At 71.0% G+C, this 23,045-nt stretch carries 18 protein-coding genes; 9 read left to right on the top strand and 9 right to left on the bottom strand.

What is annotated here, in order from left to right; all coding sequences use genetic code 11:
* Nucleotides 1-316: 316 nt before the first annotated feature.
* The 3 genes from ABZ818_RS31700 to thyX all read right to left on the bottom strand — a co-directional run bounded on the left by ABZ818_RS31700 (nt 317) and on the right by thyX (nt 4,015).
* Nucleotides 317-2,002 (bottom strand): ribonuclease J, encoded by a 1,686-nt coding sequence (locus ABZ818_RS31700; protein ID WP_361422228.1) that lies wholly within the window; start codon nt 2,000-2,002, stop codon nt 317-319.
* A 157-nt stretch (nt 2,003-2,159) separates the two neighbouring features.
* On the bottom strand, nt 2,160-3,059 hold the full coding sequence (gene dapA, locus ABZ818_RS31695) for a 4-hydroxy-tetrahydrodipicolinate synthase (RefSeq protein WP_361422225.1): 900 nt from the start codon (nt 3,057-3,059) through the stop codon (nt 2,160-2,162).
* Between the two features lie 215 nt (nt 3,060-3,274).
* Entirely contained in the window at nt 3,275-4,015 is a 741-nt protein-coding gene (thyX, locus tag ABZ818_RS31690) for an FAD-dependent thymidylate synthase (RefSeq protein ID WP_361422222.1), read from the bottom strand.
* Between the two features lie 202 nt (nt 4,016-4,217).
* On the opposite strand from thyX, the gene ABZ818_RS31685 reads away from it, so the two are divergent.
* Nucleotides 4,218-4,457, top strand: coding sequence for a hypothetical protein (locus ABZ818_RS31685; protein ID WP_361422219.1), 240 nt, complete (start codon nt 4,218-4,220; stop codon nt 4,455-4,457).
* A 134-nt stretch (nt 4,458-4,591) separates the two neighbouring features.
* Nucleotides 4,592-5,146 carry a hypothetical protein gene (locus ABZ818_RS31680; RefSeq protein ID WP_361422216.1) on the top strand — a complete coding sequence of 185 codons (555 nt, stop codon included), beginning with the start codon at nt 4,592-4,594 and terminating at the stop codon, nt 5,144-5,146.
* A gap of 79 nt (nt 5,147-5,225) precedes the next feature.
* On the opposite strand, the gene ABZ818_RS31675 is transcribed toward ABZ818_RS31680, so the two are convergent.
* The 5 genes from ABZ818_RS31675 to rpsO all read right to left on the bottom strand — a co-directional run bounded on the left by ABZ818_RS31675 (nt 5,226) and on the right by rpsO (nt 10,714).
* On the bottom strand, nt 5,226-5,681 hold the full coding sequence (locus ABZ818_RS31675; protein WP_361422213.1) for a hypothetical protein: 456 nt from the start codon (nt 5,679-5,681) through the stop codon (nt 5,226-5,228).
* 15 nt (nt 5,682-5,696) lie between these two features.
* Nucleotides 5,697-6,449, bottom strand: a complete 753-nt coding sequence (gene dapB, locus ABZ818_RS31670; RefSeq protein WP_361422210.1) for a 4-hydroxy-tetrahydrodipicolinate reductase — start codon at nt 6,447-6,449, stop codon at nt 5,697-5,699.
* A gap of 35 nt (nt 6,450-6,484) precedes the next feature.
* Nucleotides 6,485-7,864 carry a pitrilysin family protein gene (locus ABZ818_RS31665; protein ID WP_361422207.1) on the bottom strand — a complete coding sequence of 460 codons (1,380 nt, stop codon included), beginning with the start codon at nt 7,862-7,864 and terminating at the stop codon, nt 6,485-6,487.
* Entirely contained in the window at nt 7,861-10,080 is a 2,220-nt protein-coding gene (locus tag ABZ818_RS31660) for a polyribonucleotide nucleotidyltransferase (RefSeq protein ID WP_361422204.1), read from the bottom strand. Before ABZ818_RS31660 ends, ABZ818_RS31665 begins: the two co-directional genes overlap by 4 nt.
* A gap of 346 nt (nt 10,081-10,426) precedes the next feature.
* A complete protein-coding gene (rpsO, locus tag ABZ818_RS31655) occupies nt 10,427-10,714 on the bottom strand; it encodes a 30S ribosomal protein S15 (RefSeq protein WP_225080554.1) in 288 nt (95 codons plus the stop codon).
* Nucleotides 10,715-10,995: 281 nt separating this feature from the next.
* Here rpsO and ABZ818_RS31650 point away from each other — a divergent pair, with 281 nt between their 5' ends.
* From ABZ818_RS31650 to ABZ818_RS31620, 7 genes are all read left to right on the top strand, one after another.
* Entirely contained in the window at nt 10,996-11,289 is a 294-nt protein-coding gene (locus ABZ818_RS31650) for a DUF397 domain-containing protein (protein ID WP_361422200.1), read from the top strand.
* Nucleotides 11,290-11,741: 452 nt separating this feature from the next.
* Nucleotides 11,742-15,554, top strand: a complete 3,813-nt coding sequence (locus ABZ818_RS31645; RefSeq protein WP_361422197.1) for an SCO5717 family growth-regulating ATPase — start codon at nt 11,742-11,744, stop codon at nt 15,552-15,554.
* Between the two features lie 316 nt (nt 15,555-15,870).
* Nucleotides 15,871-17,754 (top strand): ABC transporter substrate-binding protein, encoded by a 1,884-nt coding sequence (locus tag ABZ818_RS31640; protein WP_361422194.1) that lies wholly within the window; start codon nt 15,871-15,873, stop codon nt 17,752-17,754.
* A 13-nt stretch (nt 17,755-17,767) separates the two neighbouring features.
* Nucleotides 17,768-18,841, top strand: coding sequence for an ABC transporter permease (locus ABZ818_RS31635; RefSeq protein WP_361422191.1), 1,074 nt, complete (start codon nt 17,768-17,770; stop codon nt 18,839-18,841).
* Nucleotides 18,838-19,776 carry an ABC transporter permease gene (locus ABZ818_RS31630; protein ID WP_361422188.1) on the top strand — a complete coding sequence of 313 codons (939 nt, stop codon included), beginning with the start codon at nt 18,838-18,840 and terminating at the stop codon, nt 19,774-19,776. Before ABZ818_RS31635 ends, ABZ818_RS31630 begins: the two co-directional genes overlap by 4 nt.
* The gene (locus ABZ818_RS31625; RefSeq protein ID WP_361422185.1) at nt 19,773-20,792 is read left to right on the top strand and encodes an ABC transporter ATP-binding protein; all 1,020 of its coding nucleotides are present in this window, start codon (nt 19,773-19,775) and stop codon (nt 20,790-20,792) included. Before ABZ818_RS31630 ends, ABZ818_RS31625 begins: the two co-directional genes overlap by 4 nt.
* On the top strand, nt 20,789-21,805 hold the full coding sequence (locus ABZ818_RS31620; protein ID WP_361422182.1) for an ABC transporter ATP-binding protein: 1,017 nt from the start codon (nt 20,789-20,791) through the stop codon (nt 21,803-21,805). The genes ABZ818_RS31625 and ABZ818_RS31620 overlap by 4 nt, the downstream gene beginning before the upstream one ends.
* A gap of 247 nt (nt 21,806-22,052) precedes the next feature.
* Here ABZ818_RS31620 and ABZ818_RS31615 read toward each other — a convergent pair whose 3' ends face one another.
* Nucleotides 22,053-23,009, bottom strand: coding sequence for a bifunctional riboflavin kinase/FAD synthetase (locus tag ABZ818_RS31615; RefSeq protein ID WP_361422179.1), 957 nt, complete (start codon nt 23,007-23,009; stop codon nt 22,053-22,055).
* Nucleotides 23,010-23,045: the final 36 nt, after the last annotated feature.

The raw sequence follows: 23,045 nt of genomic DNA, 5'->3' as shown, positions 1-23,045 counted from the left end.
GCTTCCTTCGTACTCACCCTCTCGGGCTTTCCTCCGGGCGCTTCCCTTCGGTGTTTCCGACTCTATCAGATCTTTTTCCGATCCGATTTCCTCGGCGCTTTCCAGGTTTCCGCTCTCGCGTTTCCCTTTCCGGCGGCTCCGACTTTATCAGAGATTCTGAGTCGGATTTCCCGCCGCTTCCGGGAACGTCCTCCGAAGTGCATGAAGCCTTCGCGTTCCCGTCCTGGCGGAGCCGTAAACGTACTGGAGCGGGGCGCCCCAATGCAAATCGAGGTGCCCCGCCACCAGTTCGCGCGTCCCGGGGGACGTGCGGGGGTCAGACCTCCACGACGACCGGGAGGATCATCGGCCTGCGCCGATAGGAGTCCGAGACCCACTTGCCGAGGGTGCGGCGGATGAGCTGCTGGAGCTGGTGGGCGTCGGCGATGCCCTCCTGGGCGGACTTCTCCAGGACTTCCGCGATCTTCGGGATGACCGCGGCGAAGGCGGAGTCGTCGATGCCCGAGCCGCGGGCGTGGACGTGCGGGCCGCCGGTGATCTTGCCCGTGGTGGAGTCGACCACCACGAAGACCGAGATGATGCCCTCGTCGCCGAGGATCTTGCGGTCCTTCAGCGCGGGCTCGCCCACGTCGCCGACCGAGAGGCCGTCGACGTACACGTAACCGGCCTGGACCTTGCCGGAGATCTTGGCCTTGCCCTCGACCAGGTCGACGGTCACGCCGTCCTCGGCGATGACGATCCGGTCGTGCGGCACTCCGGTGAGGGCACCCAGTTCGGCGTTGGCCCGCAGGTGGCGCCATTCGCCGTGGACCGGCATCAGGTTCCGCGGGCGGCAGATGTTGTAGAAGTACAGCAGCTCGCCGGCCGAGGCGTGGCCCGAGACGTGGACCTTGGCGTTGCCCTTGTGGACGACGTTGGCGCCCCAGCGGGTCAGGCCGTTGATGACCCGGTACACCGCGTTCTCGTTGCCCGGGATCAGCGACGACGCCAGGATCACCGTGTCGCCCTCGACGATGCGGATCTGGTGGTCGCGGTTGGCCATGCGGGACAGGGCCGCCATCGGCTCGCCCTGGGAACCGGTGCAGACGAGCACGACCTCATGGTCGGGCAGGTCGTCCAGGGTCTTGACGTCGACCACCAGACCCGGCGGGACCTTCAGGTAGCCCAGGTCCCGGGCGATGCCCATGTTGCGGACCATGGACCGGCCGACGAAGGCGACCCGGCGGCCGTACTCGTGCGCGGCGTCCAGGATCTGCTGGATGCGGTGGACGTGGCTGGCGAAGCTCGCCACGATGATCCGCTTGCGGGCGCCGGCGAAGACCTGGCGCAGCACGTTGGAGATGTCCCGCTCGTGCGGGGTGAAGCCGGGGACCTCGGCGTTGGTGGAGTCGGTGAGGAGGAGGTCGATGCCTTCCTCGCTCAGCCGGGCGAACGCGTGGAGGTCGGTCAGGCGGTTGTCCAGCGGCAGCTGGTCCATCTTGAAGTCGCCGGTGTGCACGACCATGCCCGCGGGGGTGCGGATGGCGACCGCGAGGGCGTCCGGGATGGAGTGGTTGACCGCGATGAACTCGCAGTCGAAGGGGCCGACGCGCTCGCGCTGTCCTTCCGCGACCTCGAGGGTGTACGGACGGATGCGGTGCTCCTGGAGCTTGGCCTCGATGAGGGCGAGGGTCAGCTTGGAGCCGATGAGGGGGATGTCCGGCTTCTCGCGCAGAAGGAACGGGACACCACCGATGTGGTCCTCGTGGCCGTGGGTGAGGACGATGCCCTCGATGTCGTCGAGGCGGTCCCTGATGGACGAGAAGTCCGGCAGGATCAGGTCGATTCCGGGCTGCTCCTCCTCGGGGAAGAGCACTCCGCAGTCGACGATCAGCAGGCGGCCGCCGTATTCGAAGACGGTCATGTTCCGGCCGATCTCGCCGAGGCCGCCGAGGGGAGTGACCCTCAGACCGCCGTCGGGGAGACGCGGGGGCGAGCCCAGTTCAGGATGCGGATGACTCAAAAGACTCTCCTCACCACGCGCGCCACGTACCGGTGGGCACGTGGCGCGCGTGACGTTCGTGCAGAAGCAGTTGTCATGGTGGGATGCGGGCACCGGTGTGGCCCGCCTATTCAGTTGTCAGGCCTCGGGTGTTACGGGGTGGTGCGAAGTCTCGTTGTCAGAGCTGTACCCCGCCGGCGGCAAGATCGATCTTGAGCTGCTCGATCTCATCGGGCGTGAGCTCCACCATCGGGGGCCGCAGCGGGCCGCCGGGCAGGCCCTGGAGGGCGAGCGCGGCCTTGGTGGTCATGACGCCCTGGGTGCGGAACATGCCGGTGTACACCGGGAGCAGCTTCTGGTGGATCTCGGTGGCCTTCTGGACGTCGCCGGCGGTGAACGCCTCGACCAGGGCGCGCAGGTCCGGGGTGACGACGTGGCCGACGACCGAGACGAAGCCGACCGCGCCCACCGAGAGCAGGGGCAGGTTCAGCATGTCGTCGCCGGAGTACCAGGCGAGACCGGAGCGCGCGATGGCCCAGCTCGCCCGGCCGAGGTCGCCCTTGGCGTCCTTGTTGGCGACGATCCGCGGGTGCTCGGCGAGGCGGACGATCGTCTCGGTGTTGATCGGGACACCGCTGCGGCCGGGGATGTCGTAGAGCATGACCGGCAGGCCGGTGGCGTCGGCGATGGCCTTGAAGTGGCGGTACAGGCCCTCCTGCGGGGGCTTGTTGTAGTACGGCGTGACGGTCAGCAGGCCGTGCGCGCCGGCCTGCTCGGCGGCGCGGGCCAGTTCGATGCTGTGGCGGGTGTCGTTGGTGCCGACACCGGCCACGATGTGGGCGCGGTCGCCGACCGCGTCCAGGACCGCGCGTACCAGGTCCGTTTTCTCCGCATCGCTGGTGGTGGGGGACTCGCCGGTGGTGCCGTTGACGATCAGGCCGTCGTTGCCTGCGTCCACCAGGTGGGCGGCGAGCCGCTGCGCGCCGTCGAGGTCGAGTGCGCCGTCCGCCGTGAAGGGCGTGACCATGGCGGTGAGGACCCGCCCGAAGGGGGTCTGCGGAGTCGAGGTCGGAGCCATGGGTAACACGCTACTCGCTGCTCAATGTGAGGGCTGCCCTCGGGGGGCGGGCCGGCGGGTGGTGGCAAAGGTGGAGCCCGGCACTGCCTGCTCGGGGGTTCAAGCAGTGCCGGGTCCGTTTGATCAGGCTAGATGAACTTCTCCAAAGGTCGCAATCCGGACACTTCGCGCGGCTGAACCGTACATCTGTACCTGAGTGGGCAGGCAGTCTCCGGCTACGGCGCGACCCGGCCGTTGGCGTTGAAGGCGGCGTAGGTCAGCGGCATGAGCCTGGCCCACTCGGCCTCCATCTTCTCGCCCACCATCTCGATCTCCCGCTGCGGGAAGGACGGCACCTTGGCCAGCTCGTGCTGGGTGCGCAGGCCGAGGAAGTGCATCAGCGAGCGGGCGTTGCAGGTGGCGTACATCGACGAGAACAGGCCGACCGGGAGGACCGAGCGGGCCACCTCACGGGCGACACCGGCCGCGAGCATCTCTTGGTAGGCCTCGTACGCCTCCCGGTAGGAGTCCGCCATGACCCGGCCGACGAGCTCCTGCTGGGCCTGGGTGCCCTCGACGAACCGGTACTTGCCGGGGCGTCCCTCCTGCACGAGCTTGCGGGACTCGTCGGGGACGTAGAAGACCGGCTCCAGCTCGCGGTAGCGCCCGCTCTCCTCGTTGTACGACCAGCCCACGCGGTGCCGCATGAACTCGCGGAAGACGAAGATGGGGGCGCTGACGAAGAAGGTCATCGAGTTGTGCTCGAAGGGGCTGCCGTGCCGGTCGCGCATCAGGTAGTTGATCAGTCCCTTGGAGCGCTCGGGGTCCTTGTCCAGCTCGGCCAGGGACTGCTCGCCGAGGGTCGAGACGCGGGCCGCGAACAGCACGTCGGCGTCGGACGCGTTGTGCTTGACCAGTTCGACGGTGATGTCACTGCGGAAGCTGGGCTTCGGGTCGTCGGCGGGGGTGGCGGTCACGGCTCGGAGGGTCCCTTCCTTGACGGCTGACGGGCGGCGACCACTCTACGGCCCGGCTCTGACATCGGGGCGATCGGTGCCGGGGCACGACATCTTCGGTGAAGATCTGCGAATTCGGTGAAACCGGGCACCTTTTGGGACACTCGGTCGTCTGTATGGGTGAGACACCCCAGTTCGACCCCCGGAAGGAGTCGTACCCCCAATGCTCCGTCGGCGCGAGCCCGTACCGTTCGCCTTCGTCGCCGAAGCCGACCGGTTCCGCAGCAATGTCGCTCCCCCGCCCCGTGAACGCGCGTCCACCGGCCGAATAGCCGGGCGCTGCCTGCTGGGGCTGACCATCGTCGCCGCGCTCGTCGGCTCCGTGATCCTGGGGACGCCCGCGCTGACCATCAGCCATTCCCCCACCGAGACGCAGCAGTCCCAGGTCTCCCCCGGGCACTGAGCGGATACGGGCCCCCTGCCGCCGCGCCGATGGCCCGGCGGTCGCCTCCGCGACCCCCACGGGTGGTGGGCACGGACACAGGCGGATAGCCTCACCGGGCACAGCCCATGCATGGATTTGAGTGAGGACCAGCCGTGCCCCTGTCCTTCCTGACGGCCGACCGCGTCTTCGACGCGGCGGACGACGTAGCGCTGCCGTTCGACGACCGCAAGCGCTGGCGACGCCCCTACCGGCCCGGGCCGTGGCGTGTGGGGGCGGCCGCCCTCCTGCTGCTGCTCGCCTCCTTCGTGCTGCTCGCGGGGGTCGTCACGGCGCTCACCGCCACGGTGTCCTCCGCCGGTTTCTGCTTCGTCGTCGCCCTGATCGTGATCGCCGGCGCGCTGCGGCTGCTGCGCATGGGCGTCTGGGTCAGCGCGCGCGGGCTGCGGCACGTGAGCCTCCTCGTCACCCGTACGACGCCGTGGGCCCAGGTCGCCGGCGTGCGGACGGTGCAGCAGCCGGTGCGCTGGCTGGGGCTGCCGCGCACGGTGCAGGGGCAGGCGCTGGTGCTCGGCTGCAGGGGCCGTGCGCAGCAGGAGCTGCCGGCGCTGATGACCACGCACAACGCCGACTTCCTGGGTCGCGTCGAGGCCTTCGACCGGGCGGCGGACGCGGTGGAGGCGTGGGCGGACGAGAACAGGACGCACTGACCCCGGCCGACGGCATGCCAAAGGGGCCCGGTCCGCGTGCGGACCGGGCCCCTCCGCGTTCACGGGGGTGTTCCCGGTGTCAGGCGGCCTGCACCGGTTTGCCGTCGTGCAGGGCGATCGCCCGCTGCATCGCCTTGCGGGCGCGGGGGGTGTCGCGGGCGTCGTGGTAGGCGACGGCGAGGCGGAACCAGGTGCGCCAGTCGTCGGGGGCCGCCTCCGTCTCGGCTTTGCGCCGGGCGAAGACCTGGTCGGCCGAGTCGCGGTCGACGCGCCCGCTGGGCGTGCGGGTCAGCTCGTCGACGGGCAGGCCCCCTTCGGCGTCGAGCTCGGCGGCGAGCTGATTGGCCCGGCGGACGAACTGGGTGTTCTTCCACAGGAACCACAGGCCGATCACCGGCAGGATCAGCACGGCGATCCCGAAGGCGACGGTGACGGGTGTGCCGTACTGGATGAGCATGACGCCGCGGCTGCCGACCAGGACGAAGTAGAAGACCAGGACGGCGGCCGTGACGAGGTAGGTGATCTTCGCGCGCATGAGGGGCTTCGGGGCTCAGTTCAGGTCGAGGAAGTGCTCCAGGCCGACGGTCAGGCCCGGAGTGGTCACCACGCGGCGCGCGCCGAGCAGGATGCCCGGCATGAAGCTGCTGTGGTGGAGCGAGTCGTGGCGGATGGTGAGCGTCTCCCCCTCGCCGCCCAGCAGGACCTCCTGGTGGGCGAGCAGTCCGCGCAGGCGCACGGCGTGGACCGGCACCCCGTCGACGCTGGCGCCGCGCGCTCCGTCCAGGGCGGTGACGGTGGCGTCCGGCGCCGGGGCCGAGCCCGCCTCGGCCCGGGCCTCGGCGATGAGCTGCGCGGTGCGGGTGGCGGTGCCGGAGGGGGCGTCGACCTTGTTCGGGTGGTGCAGCTCGATGACCTCGACCGACTCGAACCAGGGCGCGGCGATCTGAGCGAACTTCATGGTGAGCACGGCGCCGATGGAGAAGTTCGGGGCGATGAGCACACCGGTCTGCGGGGACTGGGCGAGCCAGCCGCGCAGTTGCGCGAGGCGCTCGTCGGTCCAGCCGGTGGTGCCGACGACGGCGTGGATGCCGTGCCGTACGCAGAAGTCGAGGTTGCCCATGACCGACCCGGGGGTGGTCAGTTCGACCACCACCTGGGCGCCCGTCTCGGCGAGGGTCTCCAGTTTGTCGCCCCGGCCGAGGGCGGCGACCAGTTCCATGTCCTCGGCGGCCTCGACCGCCCGTACCGCCTCGGACCCGATCCGGCCCTTGGCACCGAGGACCGCCACGCGCAGCTTGCTCATCTCTTGCTTCCTTACCACCGACGGACGGACAGGGGTTAGGCGACCGCGTCGTGCAGACGCGCGGCCTGCTTGTCCTTGAGCGGGCCGATGACCGACAGCGACGGGCGCTGTCCCAGGATCTCCCGGGCGACGGAGCGGACCTCGTCCGGGGTGACCGCCGCCATCCTGGCCAGCATGTCGTCGACGGAGATCTGCTCGCCCCAGCACAGTTCACTCTTGCCGATACGGTTCATCAACGCACCCGTGTCCTCCAGGCCGAGGACCGTGGAGCCCTGGAGCTGGCCGATGGCGCGACCGATCTCGTCGTCGGTCAGGCCGTTCTCGGCGACGTGGTCGAGTTCGTCCCGGCAGATCCGCAGCACGTCGTGCACCTGGCTCGGGCGGCAGCCGGCGTAGACGCCGAACAGTCCGCAGTCGGCGAAGCCGGAGGTGTAGGAGTACACGCTGTAGGCCAGGCCGCGCTTCTCCCGGACCTCCTGGAAGAGGCGGGAGGACATGCCGCCGCCGAGGGCGGTGCTCAGCACGCCCAGGGCCCAGCGTCGGTCGTCGGTGCGGGCGAGGCCGGGCATGCCGAGGACGACGTGCGCCTGCTCCGTTCTGCGGTTCTGGAGCTCGACCCGGCCGGCGGTGCGCAGGGTGCGCCGGCCGTCGCGCGGGGCGATGGGGGCGGCCTGGGCGTTCTTGAGGGCGCCGGCCTTCTCGAAGGCGGCGCGGACCTGGCGTACGACCTTGGCGTGGTCGATGTTGCCGGCGCAGGCGACCACCAGGTGGGTGGGGTCGTAGTGCTTCTTGTAGAAGCGGCGGATGCGGTCGGCGGTGAGGGCGTTGACCGTGTCGACCGTGCCGAGGACGGGGCGGCCGAGGGGGTTGTCGCCGAACATGGTGTGCGCGAACAGGTCGTGCACGCAGTCGCCGGGGTCGTCCTCGGTCATGGCGATCTCTTCGAGGATCGCGCCGCGCTCGACGTCGACGTCCTCCTCGAGGATCAGCGAGCCGGTGAGCATGTCGCAGACGACGTCGATGGCGAGGGGCAGGTCGGTGTCGAGCACGCGCGCGTAGTAGCACGTGTACTCCTTGGCCGTGAACGCGTTCATCTCGCCGCCGACGGCGTCGAGCGCGGCGGAGATGTCCAGGGCGGACCGGCGGGACGTGCCCTTGAAGAGCAGGTGCTCCAGATAGTGCGTGGCACCGTTGAGCGCGGGGGTCTCGTCGCGGGAGCCGACGTGCGCCCAGATGCCGAAGGTGGCCGAGCGCACGGAGGGCAGGGTCTCGGTGACGATGCGCAGGCCGCCCGGGAGGGTGGTCCTGCGGACGGTGCCGATGCCGTTCTGGCCCTTGATGAGGGTTTGGGTACGGGCGACGGCCCGCGCCTCCGAGGAGGTGCGGGCCGTCGCCTTGAAGCTACGGGACGTCACTTGTCGGCGTCGTCCTTCTTGTCGTTGCCGTCTTCCTCGCCCTCGATCACGGGGACCAGGGAGAGCTTGCCGCGGGAGTCGATCTCGGCGATCTCGACCTGGACCTTGTGGCCCACACCGAGCACGTCCTCGACGTTCTCCACGCGCTTGCCGCCGGCCAGCTTGCGGATCTGCGAGATGTGCAGCAGACCGTCCTTGCCGGGGAGCAGGGAGACGAACGCTCCGAAGGTGGTCGTCTTCACGACCGTGCCCAGGTAGCGCTCGCCGACCTCGGGCATCGTCGGGTTGGCGATGCCGTTGATCGTGGCACGGGCGGCCTCGGCCGACGGGCCGTCGGCGGCACCGATGTAGATCGTGCCGTCGTCCTCGATGGTGATCTCGGCGCCCGTGTCCTCCTGGATCTGGTTGATCATCTTGCCCTTGGGGCCGATGACCTCGCCGATCTTGTCGACCGGGATCTTCACGGTGATGATCCGCGGCGCGTTCGGGGACATCTCGTCCGGCCTGTCGATCGCTTCCATCATCACGTCGAGGATGTGGAGGCGGGCGTCACGGGCCTGCTTCAGGGCCGCGGCCAGCACGGAGGCCGGGATGCCGTCCAGCTTGGTGTCGAGCTGGAGGGCGGTGACGAACTCCTTCGTACCAGCGACCTTGAAGTCCATGTCGCCGAAGGCGTCCTCGGCACCGAGGATGTCGGTCAGCGTCACGTAGTGCGTCTCGCCGTCGATCTCCTGGGAGATCAGGCCCATGGCGATACCGGCGACCGGGGCCTTCAGCGGCACACCGGCGTTCAGCAGCGACATGGTGGAGGCGCAGACCGAGCCCATCGAGGTCGAACCGTTGGACCCGAGGGCCTCGGAGACCTGACGGATCGCGTAGGGGAACTCCTCGCGTGCGGGCAGCACCGGCACGAGCGCGCGCTCGGCGAGGGCGCCGTGGCCGATCTCGCGGCGCTTGGGGGACCCGACGCGGCCGGTCTCACCGGTGGAGTACGGCGGGAAGTTGTAGTTGTGCATGTAGCGCTTGCGGGTCACCGGGGAGAGGGTGTCCAGCTGCTGCTCCATGCGGAGCATGTTCAGGGTGGTGACGCCCAGGATCTGGGTCTCGCCACGCTCGAACAGCGCGGAGCCGTGCACCCGCGGGAGTGCCTCGACCTCGGCGGCCAGCGTGCGGATGTCGGTGACACCGCGGCCGTCGATGCGCTTCTTCTCCTTGATGACGCGCTCACGGACCAGGGTCTTGGTCAGCGAGCGGTACGCGGCGGAGATCTCCTTCTCGCGGCCCTCGAACTCGGGCAGCAGCTTCTCGGCGGCCAGCCCCTTGACGCGGTCCAGCTCCGTCTCGCGCTCCTGCTTGCCGGCGATGGTGAGCGCCTGGGAGAGCTCGGGGCGGACGGCGGCGGTGAGCGCCTCCAGGACGTCGTCCTGGTAGTCGAGGAAGATCGGGAACTCGCCGGTCGGCTTGGCGGCCTTGGCGGCGAGGTCCGACTGGGCGCGGCAGAGCACCTTGATGAAGGGCTTCGCGGCGTCCAGACCGGCGGCGACGACCTCCTCGGTGGGGGCCTCGGCACCGCCCTCGACCAGCTTGATGGTCTTCTCGGTGGCCTCGGCCTCGACCATCATGATCGCGACGTCGCCGTCCTCCAGGACGCGGCCGGCGACCACCATGTCGAAGACGGCGTCCTCGAGCTCGGTGTGCGTCGGGAAGGCGACCCACTGGCCGCGGATCAGCGCGACGCGGACGCCGCCGATCGGGCCGGAGAAGGGCAGGCCGGCCAGCTGCGTGGACGCGGACGCGGCGTTGATCGCCACGACGTCGTACAGGTGGTCGGGGTTGAGCGCCATGACGGTGCAGACGACCTGGATCTCGTTGCGCAGGCCCTTCCTGAAGGACGGGCGCAGCGGGCGGTCGATCAGGCGGCAGGTGAGGATCGCGTCCTCGCTCGGCCGGCCCTCACGGCGGAAGAAGCTGCCGGGGATCTTGCCGGCGGCGTACATCCGCTCCTCGACGTCCACCGTGAGCGGGAAGAAGTCGAGCTGGTCCTTGGGGTTCTTGGAGGCGGTGGTGGCCGACAGCACCATGGTGTCGTCGTCCAGGTACGCGACGGCGGAACCGGCGGCCTGCTTGGCCAGGCGGCCCGTCTCGAAGCGGATGGTACGGGTGCCGAAGGGGCCGTTGTCGATCACGGCTTCGGCGTAGTGGGTCTCGTTCTCCACTAGCGTTTTCTCCTCGTCGTCGTCCTCCCGCCCGTGTGGCGGGGGACGGTGGCGGAGAAGCGCTCCGTCTGGTGCGGGCCGGTCTTCGATCGAAGCACCCGGGGTTCGTTCTCCCGGGCGCCACTACCGAGGACCGGCGGCGGCGAGGTGCGCTCCTCCTCGTTCGTCGGGCGCGATGACGTGCCGAGCCCTCTTCGGGCAGGCCGTATCACGCCGTGTTATGGGTACTGCGTCTACTGCGTCGTGCTACCACACTACAAAGCGGCACCGACACTCCGCACGTTCCCTTGCGTACGGCAAAGGGAGCGGTCCCCTGTCTCCCGGGAACCGCTCCCTTCACGACCTCTTACTTGGCGCCCGCCGCACCACGGCGGATGCCGAGGCGGTCGACCAGCGCGCGGAAGCGCGTGATGTCCTTCTTGGCGAGGTACTGCAGCAGGCGGCGGCGCTGACCGACCAGGATCAGCAGACCGCGGCGGGAGTGGTGGTCGTGCTTGTGGGTCTTGAGGTGCTCGGTCAGGTCGGAGATCCGACGGGACAGCAGAGCGACCTGGACCTCGGGGGAGCCGGTGTCACCCTCCTTGGTACCGAACTCGGTGATGATCTGCTTCTTCGTTGCGGCGTCGAGCGACACTCGTACTCCTCGTGCTCCGTGAGTGGCCTCCGAGTGCCCCCGGTCTTCGTCTCGGGGGACCTTCCGTTACTCGGGAGGCGGGGATCCGCTGGGCGCGGCCTCCAGGGCCCGCAGGACTTCCTGCGAGGGCTCCGGGGGTGCGTACGCAAACGGCCGTCACACAGCGTACCAGGCCGCGACGGCCCGATTTCCCCCGGTTCTCCGATCCCGCCGAGACGAGCCGGCAGGCCACTAGGGTGAGCCCGGCACCGTTGGGCGCGTCTGGAAGGGGTCGCTGCGACATGGCGGAGACGGAAGCGGAGATCAAGGCCCGCAAGGAGCGCGAGCGCGACGAACTGTACGCGCTCGACATCTCCGGCGTGCGGTGGCACTGCGCGCCGGGCACGGAGGAGCACGAGGAGCGCGTCGAGATCGCCTACCTGCCCGGCGGCGCCGTCGCCATGCGCTCCTCACTCGACCCGGACACGGTGCTGCGCTACACGGAGGCGGAGTGGCGGGCGTTCGTGCTGGGCGCACGGGACGGTGAGTTCGATCTGGAGCCGGCTCCGCACAACGGGGGTCTCGCGGCCGAGTGAGGGGCGCGCGGATACGAGAGGGGGCGGCACGTGCGCGTGTCGCCCCTTTCTTTGTCAACCGGCCGGTCAGATGTGCGTGGTTGGCGTGTCCGGTCTTCAATGACGCTGCCGGGCGGGCCGGTTCGTGAGCCCTGGTGCCTCGGGTTCAGTGTTCACCTTCCGTACGGCTTGGCCACGGATGTGTCCGGTTTGCTTGCGGATGCCTTGCTGCGTACGGCGATTCCGGGCCGGTTGTCGTCAAGTGGGCGGGCGTCACGAGACGGATGGGCCTGCCATGGTGAGTCTCCTGGTGATTAGGCTGGTACATGGGGGCGCGATGTCAGAACCCGTGGACCGGACATCGTCGTCGCGGGGGGAAGTCGGTGGATCGGACGACCTCGAACGACCAAGGACGACGAGAAATGGTCGCCCCCGCACGGCATTGAGGGTGCTCGACCACACCAGGAGGAACTGTGAGCAGCGATCGGGACGGGATCCGCGGGGGCTGGGCCACGCCCGGCGACGACCAGCCCGACGCGGCGTCCGCCATCGAGACGACGGGCGAGTTCACGATCGACTACGCACCGCCCGCCTGGTACACGCAGAACGCGTCGAGTGGTTCGGGGTCCGGGGCGGATTCCGGGGCGGGGCAGGGGGGCAACGCGGCCGGTGCGGCCGGGGGTCCTTCGGCTGGTGCGCCGGGTTCTCCGGGCTCGCCAGGTGGTCCCGCGCGGCCCGCTGTTCCGAGCGGTCCGGTTCCCGGGCTGACTCCGCCGCCGCACGCGACGGCGACGCCCGGCGCTCCCTTCACCCCTCCTCCGCCTCCTCCGCCCGCGCCGGGAGCGCCCTTCACTCCGCCGGCTCCGGCGCCGGGTGCGGCCTTCACGCCTCCCCCGCCGCCGAAGGGGAGTCCGGTCGCCGTGCCGAAGCTGCCGGCGGGGAGCGGGTTCGAGCCACAGCAGGCGGCGGGCTCCTCGGAGACGGATCCGGCCGGTGCCGGGTCCCCGACGGCGGTGCCGAACATTCCGGTGGGCGGGTTCCCGTCGCCGGGAGCGCAGGCGGCGCGGCCGCAGACGGAACAGGGTGCGGGTGCCGGGGCCGGTGACCTTGAGAGCGGTGCCACCATGCGGATCTCCGCCGTCTCCGTGCGGCGGGAGGTGGCGGCGGCCGCCGAGGCGCAGCCGGAGCCGGCCGCCGAGCAGGGTGAGGTGCCCGGCGTCGAGGACCGGGAGGACGAGTCGGCCGCGGTGGCGGGCACGGAGTCCGAGGAAGAGGCCGGGGCCGACGCCGGGATCACGGCTCACGAGGCCGACAAGGCGCAGGACGACGAGGCGGACGAGTCCGGGGAGACCGGGCCGACCGAGCTTCGGGACGGCTCCGACGCAGCGGAGGACGCGGCCGAGGAAGTCGGCTCGGCCGACGTGGACGCGGCCCCGGCGGACTCCGGAGCCGAGGTGTCCGATGACTCCGAGTCCGGCGACGTGGAGGCCGGGAAGGACCAGGTCGCGGAGGCGGACGAGACGGAGGAGGCGGAGGCGGGTACCGCGGATGTCCCCGATGCCCCGGCGTCCGACACCGAGGCGGCGGACGGCGAGGTGGCGGACGGCGGGCCCGAGGATTCCGCTGCCGCGGTCTTCCAGCCCGTCGCCACCGAACCCCAGGACGCCGCTCCCGAAGACTCCACGCCCGCCGCGGAACCGCAGGACGCCGCCCCGCAGGACTCGGAACCGCAGGACTCGGTCCCTCAGGACGAGGTTCCGCACGAGTCCGCACCGCAGGACGCGGTTCCGCAGGACGACCTTCCGCAGGACGCCGTTGCTCATGCCTCGGCGTCCCCATCCCAGGACATGGCGTCGCAGGAAGTCGCCCCGGCCGCGGCGGCCGAGGCTTCGCAGGGCGCGCCCGCCGCCTGGGCTCCGCCGCCGGTCCCGCAGGGTCCGGTGCCGCCCCTGCCGCCGTCGTACCAGCCCGCGGCGCCCGCGGCGGCGGCCCAGTGGCCCAGCGAACCGCAGTCGGCGGCGCCGCAGGGGCAGCCGCACGAGCCGGCTCAGCAGCCGCCCTTCCAGCCGCAGGCACCTCAGCCGGCCCCCGCCGCCTGGAATCCGCCTGCCGCGCCGCCCCCGGCGTCCGCTCCGGCGGCCCCGCAGCAGGGCTACGGCTTCCCGCAACCCGGCGCGCAGCAACAACCGCCCGCCCCGCAGTCGGCAACCGCCCCCACCGCACCCCCTGCCACCCCCCAGGCCGGTTACGGCTTCCCCCAGCCCGGCACTCCCGGCACCCCCGGTGCGCAGCAACCACCGACCAACCCCACCGCACCCCCCGCCAACCCCAGTGCCGGATACGGCTTCCCTCAACCCGGCACTCCCGGTGCCCAGCCCTCGCCGGCGGTCCAACCGCCGACCAGCCCCACCGCACCCCCCGCCAACCCCCAAGCCGGATACGGATTCCCCCAACCCGGCACTCCCGGTGCGCAGCAACTGCCTGCCCACCAGCCGCCGGCCGGACCTGCCGCGCCCCCGGCCAACCCCCAGCCCGGTTACGGGTTCCCCCAGCCCGGCACCCCCGGTGCGCAGTCCTCGTCGGCGATCCAGCCGCCGGTTCCGGGCTCGGCAGGCGCACAGCCGCCGAACGGCTACGGGTTCCCCCAGGCCCAGGCCGCTCCTCCCGGCGTCCCCAACCCGCCCGCGCAGCCCGGTGGCTACGGCTTCCCGCAGCAGCCCGCGCAGCCCGACGGTACTCAGCCCCAGCCGCCGGCTGCCCCGCAGCAGCCCGTCGACCCCCGTCTCGGGGCCAGTTGGCCGCAGCCGATACAGCACGACCAGCGGCAGCCGACCAACCCCGGCGCGGCGCCTCTCGGTTACACCGCGGCCGTGGAGCTGTCCTCCGACCGGCTGCTCAACAACAAGAAGCAGAAGGCCCGCAGCACGCGGCCTGCCGGTCCCGGGCCGAGGTTCCGGATCGGCGGAAAGAAGGAGGAGGCCGAGCGGCAGCGGAAGCTGGACCTGATCCGTACGCCCGTGCTGTCCTGCTACCGCATCGCGGTCATCAGCCTCAAGGGCGGCGTGGGCAAGACGACCACCACCACCGCGCTCGGCTCCACGCTCGCCACCGAGCGGCAGGACAAGATCCTCGCGATCGACGCCAACCCCGACGCCGGCACGCTCGGCCGCCGGGTGCGCCGGGAGACCGGGGCCACCATCCGTGACCTCGTCCAGGCGATCCCGTACATCAACTCCTACATGGACATCCGGCGGTTCACGTCCCAGGCGCCCTCCGGCCTCGAGATCATCGCCAACGACGTCGACCCGGCCGTGTCCACGACGTTCAACGACGAGGACTACCGCCGCGCGATCGACGTACTCGGCAAGCAGTATCCGATCATCCTCACCGACTCGGGTACGGGTCTGCTCTACAGCGCCATGCGCGGTGTGCTCGACCTCGCCGACCAGCTCATCATCATCTCCACGCCGTCCGTGGACGGTGCCAGCAGTGCCAGTACGACGCTCGACTGGCTCTCGGCGCACGGGTACGCCGACCTCGTCGCCCGTTCCCTCACGGTGATCTCCGGGGTGCGCGAGACCGGCAAGATGATCAAGGTGGACGACATCGTCGCGCACTTCCAGACCCGTTGCCGCGGTGTCGTCGTGGTGCCCTTCGACGAGCATCTGTCCGCCGGTGCCGAGGTCGACCTCGACATGATGCGGCCGAAGGTGCGCGAGGCGTACTTCCACCTCGCGGCGATGGTCGCGGAGGACTTCGTCCGGCATCAGCAGGCGCACGGGCTGTGGACCTCCGACGGCAACCCGCCGCCGGTCGCGGCCCCGCCGATGCCGGGCCAGCCGGTGCCGGGACAACCCCATCCGGGCCAGCCGTACCCAGGGCAGCCGGCGCCTGGTCAGGCGTACCCCGGGCAGCCGGTGCCGGGCCAGCCCGCCCCCGGCCATCCTGGCCCGGCCCAGGCGTACCCGGGGCAGCCCGTCCCCGGCCACCCGATTCCGGGGCAGTTCGCTCCCCAGCAGCAGCCCGGCCCTGGTCAGCCGTACCCGGGCCAGCCGCAGCCGTACGCCGGCCAGCCCGGCCACCCCGGCCACCCCGCACAGCCGGGCCACCCCGCACAGCCGGGCCAACTCAACCAACCCGCTCAGCCGGAGCACTTCGCACCCCCGCAGCAGCCGGGCCGGCCCGACCAGCCTTACCCCCAGGCCCCTCACCACCCCCAGCAGCACCCGCAGCACCCGCAGCACCCCCAGGGGCAGACACCGCCCCCTCCCCCGCCCCACCAGTAGCTCCACCGCACCCCTCCGGGCCCGCGCCGTTGCCGACGGCGCGGGCCTTCGCGTGTTCGCAGTCAGAACCGGCCGGATTCCGCCGCCACGCCCTCACCAGGGAGGCTTCAGTGGTCTCCACCAATGGGAGCAAGATCGCGGTCAAGTCGTTATTTCCGCAGGCCAGATGGGGTTTGACATACCGTTGACGCGCGCAGACTGCCGCTGATAGACACTCACTTCATTCCGCCGGCGTCACCAGATCAAGCCCGTTCAAGCCCGCCCGGCAGAAGACGCAAACCGTCTTCTGCGTGCGACGACGCGAGGTCACCGAGCCATGAAGACACATGATCAGCACGGCAGAGGACGTACCGGCCCCCGCCTGAAGGGCATACGGCTCCTGGCCGCGGGCATCGCCGCCCTCGTCGTCACGGCCGGGCTCGCGACCCCCCTCGCTCCGGCCGCGCCGCAGGCCCACGCCGCGGAGAGCGCGCAGGGCAAGAAGGGCGGCAAGAAGGTCCTCACGGTCGCCGTCGCGCAGAGCGTCGACTCGCTCAGCCCCTTCCTCGCGGGACGACTGCTCAGCACGAGCGTCCACCGGCTGATGTACGAGTACCTGACCAACTACGACCCCAAGGACGCCCACGTCGTCCCGGCCCTGGCCACCAAGTGGGAGTCGTCGCCGGACAAGCTGACCTGGACGTACACGATCCGCTCGGACTCCAAGTGGTCGGACGGACAGCAGGCCACCGCCGATGACGCGGCGTGGACGCTCAACAAGATGATGACCGACGAGGGAGCCGCCACCGCCAACGGCAACTTCGTCACCAACTTCGCCGAGGTCACCGCGCCCAGCCCCACTCAGCTGGTGATCCGGCTGAAGAAGCCGCAGGCCACGATGACCGCGCTCGACGTGCCGATCGTGCCCAAACACGTCTGGGAGAAGGTCACCGACTTCTCCAAGTTCAACAACGACAAGAGTTTCCCGATCGTCGGGAACGGGCCGTTCGTCCTGACCGACTACAAGCCCGACAGCTACGTGCGACTGGAGGCCAACAAGAACTTCTGGCGAGGCGCGCCGAAGTTCGACGAGCTGGTCTTCCGGTACTACAAGGACCAGGACGCCGCCGTCGCCGCGCTGCGCAAGGGCGAGGTCTCCTTCGTGGCCGGCTCGCCGGCCCTGACACCCGCGCAGGCCGCCTCGCTCAAGGGCGAGCAGAACATCCACGTCAACGAAGGCCCCGGCCGCCGCTTCTACGCCCTCGCCACCAACCCGGGCGCCCAGGCCAGGAACGGCAAGAAGTTCGGTGACGGCGACCCGTCCCTGCTGGACGAGCGGGTGCGCCACGCGCTGTTCATGGCGGTGGACCGGCAGGCCATCGTGGACAAGGTCTTCCAGGGCCACGCGGAGCAGGGCCAGGGCTACATCCCGCCGCGCTACGAGTCGTACTTCTGGAAGCCGTCGGCGGACCAGGAGCTGGCGTACGACCCGGCGAAGGCCGCCCAGCTCCTCGACGAGGCGGGCTACAAGGAGAACGCGGACGGCAAGCGCGTCGGCAAGGACGGCAAGCCGCTGAACTACCGCGTGCTGTGCCACGCCACCGACCCCAACGACAAGGCGGTCGGCAAGTACCTCCAGGAGTGGTGGGGCAAGCTCGGCATCGGGGTCCAGATCAACTGCCTGGACAACGTGACCGATCCATGGCTCGCGGGCAAGTACGACCTCGCCTTCGACGGCTGGTCGGTCAACCCGGACCCCGACTACGTGCTCTCCATCCACACCTGCGCCGCGCTCCCGGCGACCCCGAAGGACACCGGCGCCACCGACAACTTCATCTGCGACAAGAAGTACGACGAGCTGTACGCCCAGCAGTTGGCCGAGTACGACCCCGCCAAGCGGGCGGACCTGGTCAAGCAGATGGAGTCGCGGCTGTACGACCTCGGGTACATGAACGTCATGGCGTATCCGAACGCCGTCGAGGCCTACCGCACGGACCAGATCGAGTCGATCACCACCATGCCGGCCAAGGCGGGCAACATCTACGGCCAGGACGGCTACTGGAGCTGGTGGTCGGCCGTTCCGGCGAACTCCGACGATTCCTCGGGCGGTTCCACGTCGACGGGCGTCATCATCGGGATCGTCGCGGGCGTCGTCGTCCTCGGCGGCCTCGCGGTGCTCCTCACGGTGCGCCGCCGGGCGACGGCAGAAAACCGTGAATAGGCAGTGAGCGCACATGACCGCTGAAGCGACACCCGCGCTGGTCGAAGGGCCCGCCGCCGATCCGGGGAAGTCCGGACCGGCGGCGGGCCGCGGCCCCCGGGCGCGGACCGGTACCGCGTATCTGCGGTACGCGGCGGGCAAGCTGGCCGGTGCGGCCGTGTCACTGCTCGCCGTCCTCGTCACCAGTTTCTTCCTCTTCCGGCTGATCCCGGGCGACCCGGTGAAGTTCATGACCGCCGGCCGGCCGGTCTCCGCGCAGCAGCTCGCCGCCTACCGGCGGGAGTTCGGGCTCGACCTGCCCATGTGGCGGCAGTTCACGGACTACTGCGGCAAGGCGCTGACCGGGGATCTGGGGACCTCGTACCAGTTCCGCACGCCGGTCATCGACAAGATCACCGAGGCGCTGCCGAACACCCTGCTGCTGACCGGTACGGCCTTCGTGCTCTACACCGCCCTCGGGGTCCTCCTCGGCACCCGTTCCGCCTGGCGGCACGGCGGGCTCGGCGACCGCCTCAACACGGGGCTGGCGCTGACGCTCTACTCGATTCCCGCGTTCTGGCTGGGTCTGCTGCTCATCATCGTGCTCTCGGTCGGCGTGGGCCCGGTCCCGGGCCTGTTCCCGACCGGGGGCATGGAGTCGGGCGGCAAGGAGGGCTTCGCGTACGCCGTCGACGTCGCCCACCACCTCGTGCTGCCGGTGGTGACGCTGGTCGCGGTCGAGTACGGGCAGACGCTGCTGGTCACGCGGTCGGCGCTGCTGGACGAGATGGGCAGCGACTATCTGACGACCGCGCGTGCCAAGGGCCTTCGCGACGACCTCGTACGACGTCGGCACGCCGTGCCGAACGCGCTGCTGCCGACCGTGACGCTGATCTTCGTCAATCTGGGGCGGACGGTCGCGGGAGTGATCCTCGTCGAGACCGTGTTCTCCTGGCCGGGTCTGGGCGGGCTGTTCTACCAAGCGTTGAGCGTGCCCGATCTGCCGCTGGTGCAGGGGCTGTTCTTCGTCTTCGCCGCGGCGGTGATCGTGATGAACACCCTTGCCGACGTCCTGTATCCGCTGCTCGACCCGAGGGTGGGCCGATGACCGCCGACACCGCCACGATCGCCGGCCCGGACCAGGCGCCCGGCTCCGGCCCCCGCGCGCTCGCCCGGCAGCGCCGCCGGGCCTCGGTCGTCCGCTTCTGGAGGCAGTACCGGACGCACCGGGCAGGCCTGGTGGGCCTCGCCGTCCTCGTGCTGTGCGCGCTGGTCGCGCTGACCGCGCCGCTGACCGTCGGGGCGGACGTGCAGAGCGTGACCGACGCGCCCGGCCGGCCGCTGGAGAGCCCGAGTGCCCACTTCCCGCTGGGCACGGACCAGTTCGGGAGGAACCTGCTGGGCCTGGTGATCTGGGGTTCGCGCGTCTCGCTGCTGGTCGGACTGCTCGCCGCCGTGCTGTCGGTGGCGATCGGGGCGGTCATCGGCATCACCGCCGGGCACTTCCGCGGCTGGTACGCCACGGTGATCATGCGGGTCACCGACTGGTTCCTGGTGATGCCGACGCTGGTGCTCGCCATCGCGCTGGCCACCGTGATGTCCCGCTCGCTGGGCACGATCGTCCTGGCGATCGGCGTCACCACCTGGCCGACCACCGCCCGTCTGGTGCGGGCGCAGACACTGGCGGTGGAGTCACGGCCGTACATCGAGCGGGCCAAGGCGCTCGGCGGCGGACACTGGCACGTGATGTCCCGGCATGTGCTGCCCAACGTCATGCCGCTGGTGCTCGCCCAGACCACTCTGATCATCTCCTCGGCGATCCTGGCGGAGGCGACGCTCGCCTTCCTCGGGCTCGGCGACCCGACGGTCGTCTCCTGGGGCGGGCTGCTCCAGGACGCGCGCGAGGCCGGCGCGGTCAGCTCCGGCGACTGGTGGTACCTGGTGCCACCGGGCATCGCCATCGCGGTCGTGGCGCTGGCGTTCACCCTGTGCGGGCGGGCCGTCGAGGCCGTTCTCAACCCCAGGCTGGGGGTGTCCCGTTGAACCTGCTCGAGGTGCGCGACCTGGAAGTGACGTATCCGTCGGGGGCGGCCGCGGTGCGCGGGGTGGACCTCACGCTCGCGTCCGGCGAGAAGCTCGGCATCGCGGGCGAGTCCGGCTGCGGCAAGTCCACGCTGGCGCTGGCGCTGCTGCGGCTGCTCCCGGTCGGGACCCGGGTCGGCGGCGAGATCCTGCTCGACGGCGAGGACGTGCTGGCCATGAAGTGGGGCCGGGTGCGGGCGGTGCGCTGGGCGGGGGCGTCGATCGTCTTCCAGGGCGCGATGCACTCGCTCAACGCCGTGCACCGCGTCGGCGACCAGATCGCCGAGCCGATCCTGCTGCACCGCAAGGCGACGGCGGCGGGCGCGCGGAGGAAGACCGGTGAACTGCTGGAGCAGGTGGGGCTGCCGGCCGCGCGGGCCGGTGCCTACCCACACGAGCTGTCCGGGGGCCAGCGCCAGCGCGTGATGATCGCTATGGCGCTGGCCTGCGACCCTCGGCTGGTCATCGCCGACGAGCCCACCACCGCGCTCGACGTGATGATCCAGGCGCAGATCCTGCGCCTGATCGAAGGGCTCGTGAGCGAGCAGGACCTGGGCCTGCTCATGATCAGCCACGACCTCGCCGTACTGGCCGACACCTGCGACCGGCTGGCCGTCATGTACGCGGGCCGCGTGGTGGAGGAGGGCCCGGCCCGTCAGGTCTACGAGGACGCCCGGCATCCCTACGGCAAGGCCCTGTCGGAGGCGTTCCCCCGCATCGGCGACCCGGCGTCCCGCTTCGCTCCCCGCGGTCTGGCGGGCGATCCCCCGGACCCGTCCGCCGTCCCCTCCGGCTGCGCCTTCCACCCCCGCTGCCCGGTCGCCCTCGACCTGTGCGGCGCCCGGGACCAGTTCCTGAGGGAGGCGGGTCCGCGCCGACGGGCGGCCTGCGTCCACGTGGACCCGCGAGCGGGAGCGGGAGCGGGGGCGCCGGAAGCGGAGACGACGGAGGACGACGTGAGGAGCAGCACGCCATGACCACATCCTCGCTGCTGAGCGTCGAGGGGCTGCGGGTCGTGTTCCCAGGCCGGCACGGCGGGCCCGCGGCCCGGGCCGTGGACGGGGTCGACCTCGACATCCGGCGCGGCGAGATCGTGGCGCTGGTCGGCGAGTCGGGCTGCGGCAAGACGACGCTGGCCCGCTCCCTGCTCGGTCTGGTGCCGCCGACTGCGGGCCGCGTCACGTTCGACGGTGCCCCGCTCGACTACTCCTCCCGCGCGCTGAAGGCGTACCGCAAGCGGGCCCAACTGGTGCTCCAGGACCCGAGCGGCTCGCTCAACCCGCGGCACACGGTGTACGACGCCGTGGCCGAGGGGCTGCGCGTCCACGGGTACCGCGGGGACGAGCGGGCGGCGGTCGCCGGGGCCCTGGCGCGGGCGGGGCTGCGGCCGGCCGAGCGCTTCTTCCTGCGCTACCCGCACGAGCTGTCCGGGGGGCAGCGCCAGCGTGTGGTCATCGCGGGCGCCCTGGTGCTCGAGCCCGAACTCGTGGTCGCCGACGAGCCGGTGGCCTCCCTGGACGCCTCGGTGCGCGGCGAGATCCTCGCCCTGCTGCTGCGGCTGCGCGCCGAACTCGGCCTGTCCGCGCTGGTGGTGACCCACGACCTGGGGCTGGCCTGGAACATCGCCGACCGGGTCGCGGTGATGTACCTCGGCCGGATCGTGGAGACCGGCGAGGTGGAGCAGGTCCTGACCGCTCCCCGGCACCCGTACACCCAGGCCCTGCTGTCCGTCCTGCCCGAGGCGCCCGGAGACCCGGTCGTCCTGGCGGGCGAGCCCCCGGACCCGTCCCGGATCCCCTCCGGCTGCCGTTTCCACGTCCGCTGCCAGGTCCTGGCGAGCGGCGAGGCCGAGCGGGCGGGCGTCGCGCACGCGTGCCGCGGCCGGGACCTGGAGATCCTGGGCGGGGGCGGGAAGGCCCAGGTGGCGTGCCACTGGGCACATGCCGGGTCCGGGGCCGAGGAAGCGGCGGGGGCCCGGGCGGAGGCGTAGGCCGGTCGCCGGTCGCCGGTCGCCGGTCGCCGGTCGCCGGTCGCCGAGGGAGGCTACCTGCCGCTGAGCGGCCTGTGTTCCCGCTGGTGCTGGGACCGGAAAGGTTTGCCGGAAAACTCGCGGCGTCCGGTGCGGTGCATCGCAAGGCGGAGCGTCGCCCGCGTACTGGATGTACTCGGGTGATGCGACAACGCGGCGAGGTGCCGTGCCGGGCGTCGCGAGCCGGTGAACCTTTCCGATCGCAGCACTAGGCCGTCTTCGCGTCCGCCGCGACGATCCGCCGGCACTTCTCGACGTCCTCGGTCATCGTCTCCAGGAGCGCCTCCAGCGAGTCGAACTTCGCCTGGCCGCGGACGAAGTCAAGGAAGTCGACGCCGACGTGCAGGCCGTACAGGTCGAGGCCCACCCGGTCGATGGCGTACGCCTCCACCGTGCGTTCGGTGCCGTCGAACTGCGGGTTCGTGCCCACGGAGATCGCGGCGGGCATGGCCTCGCCCTGGGCGTGCAGATAACCGGCGTAGACGCCGTCGGCGGGGATCGCGGTGTGCGGGAGGGTCTCGACGTTGGCCGTGGGGAAGCCCAGCTCGCGGCCGCGCTGGGCGCCGCGGACCACGACGCCCTCGACCCGGTGCGGGCGACCCAGGATCTCCCGGGCGCCCTGGACGTCGCCCTCGGCGACCAGGCGGCGGGTCAGGGTCGAGGAGAACGGCTCGCCGCCGCCCGCCTCTCCGTTGACGTACAGGTCGACGACCTCGACCTCGAAGTCGTAGGTCTTGCCCTGTTCGGCCAGGAACTCGACGTTGCCCGCTGCCTTGTGCCCGAAGCGGAAGTTCGGGCCCTCGACGACCGCTTTGGCGTGCAGCTTGTCGACCAGCACCTTGACGACGAAGTCGGCCGGGGACAGCTTCGAGAACTCGGCGGTGAAGGGCAGGACGAGGACCGCGTCCACGCCCAGCCCGGCCATCAGCTCGGCACGGCGGTGGTGTGGGGCGAGCAGCGGCGGGTGGCTGCCGGGACGCACGACCTCGCTGGGGTGCGGGTCGAAGGTGACGACGACGGCCGGGACGCCCAGTTGGCGGGCGCGGTCCACGGCGTGCTCGATGATCAGCTGGTGTCCGCGGTGGACTCCGTCGTAGGAGCCGATGGTGACGACGCTGCGCCCCCAGTCCTGGGGGATGTCCTCCAAGCCACGCCAGCGCTGCACTGTGACCGCTCCTCGTCGAACCCGTGTCCGTATCAT

The organism is Streptomyces sp. NPDC047453 (assembly GCF_040643155.1).
Lineage (GTDB): Bacteria > Actinomycetota > Actinomycetes > Streptomycetales > Streptomycetaceae > Streptomyces.
The sequence above is the reverse complement of the archived record's forward strand: the minus strand, read 5'-3'. Positions and strand labels throughout refer to the sequence as shown.

Excerpts from the sequence above, each read along its gene's own strand:
- dapA (WP_361422225.1), bottom strand. The coding sequence starts at position 3,059 with ATGGCTCCGACCTCGACTCCGCAGACCCCCTTCGGGCGGGTCCTCACC.
- ABZ818_RS31685 (WP_361422219.1), top strand. The coding sequence starts at position 4,218 with ATGCTCCGTCGGCGCGAGCCCGTACCGTTCGCCTTCGTCGCCGAAGCC.
- ABZ818_RS31675 (WP_361422213.1), bottom strand. The coding sequence starts at position 5,681 with ATGCGCGCGAAGATCACCTACCTCGTCACGGCCGCCGTCCTGGTCTTC.
- dapB (WP_361422210.1), bottom strand. The coding sequence starts at position 6,449 with ATGAGCAAGCTGCGCGTGGCGGTCCTCGGTGCCAAGGGCCGGATCGGG.
- ABZ818_RS31650 (WP_361422200.1), top strand. The coding sequence starts at position 10,996 with ATGGCGGAGACGGAAGCGGAGATCAAGGCCCGCAAGGAGCGCGAGCGC.
- ABZ818_RS31640 (WP_361422194.1), top strand. The coding sequence starts at position 15,871 with ATGAAGACACATGATCAGCACGGCAGAGGACGTACCGGCCCCCGCCTG.
- ABZ818_RS31635 (WP_361422191.1), top strand. The coding sequence starts at position 17,768 with ATGACCGCTGAAGCGACACCCGCGCTGGTCGAAGGGCCCGCCGCCGAT.
- ABZ818_RS31630 (WP_361422188.1), top strand. The coding sequence starts at position 18,838 with ATGACCGCCGACACCGCCACGATCGCCGGCCCGGACCAGGCGCCCGGC.
- ABZ818_RS31620 (WP_361422182.1), top strand. The coding sequence starts at position 20,789 with ATGACCACATCCTCGCTGCTGAGCGTCGAGGGGCTGCGGGTCGTGTTC.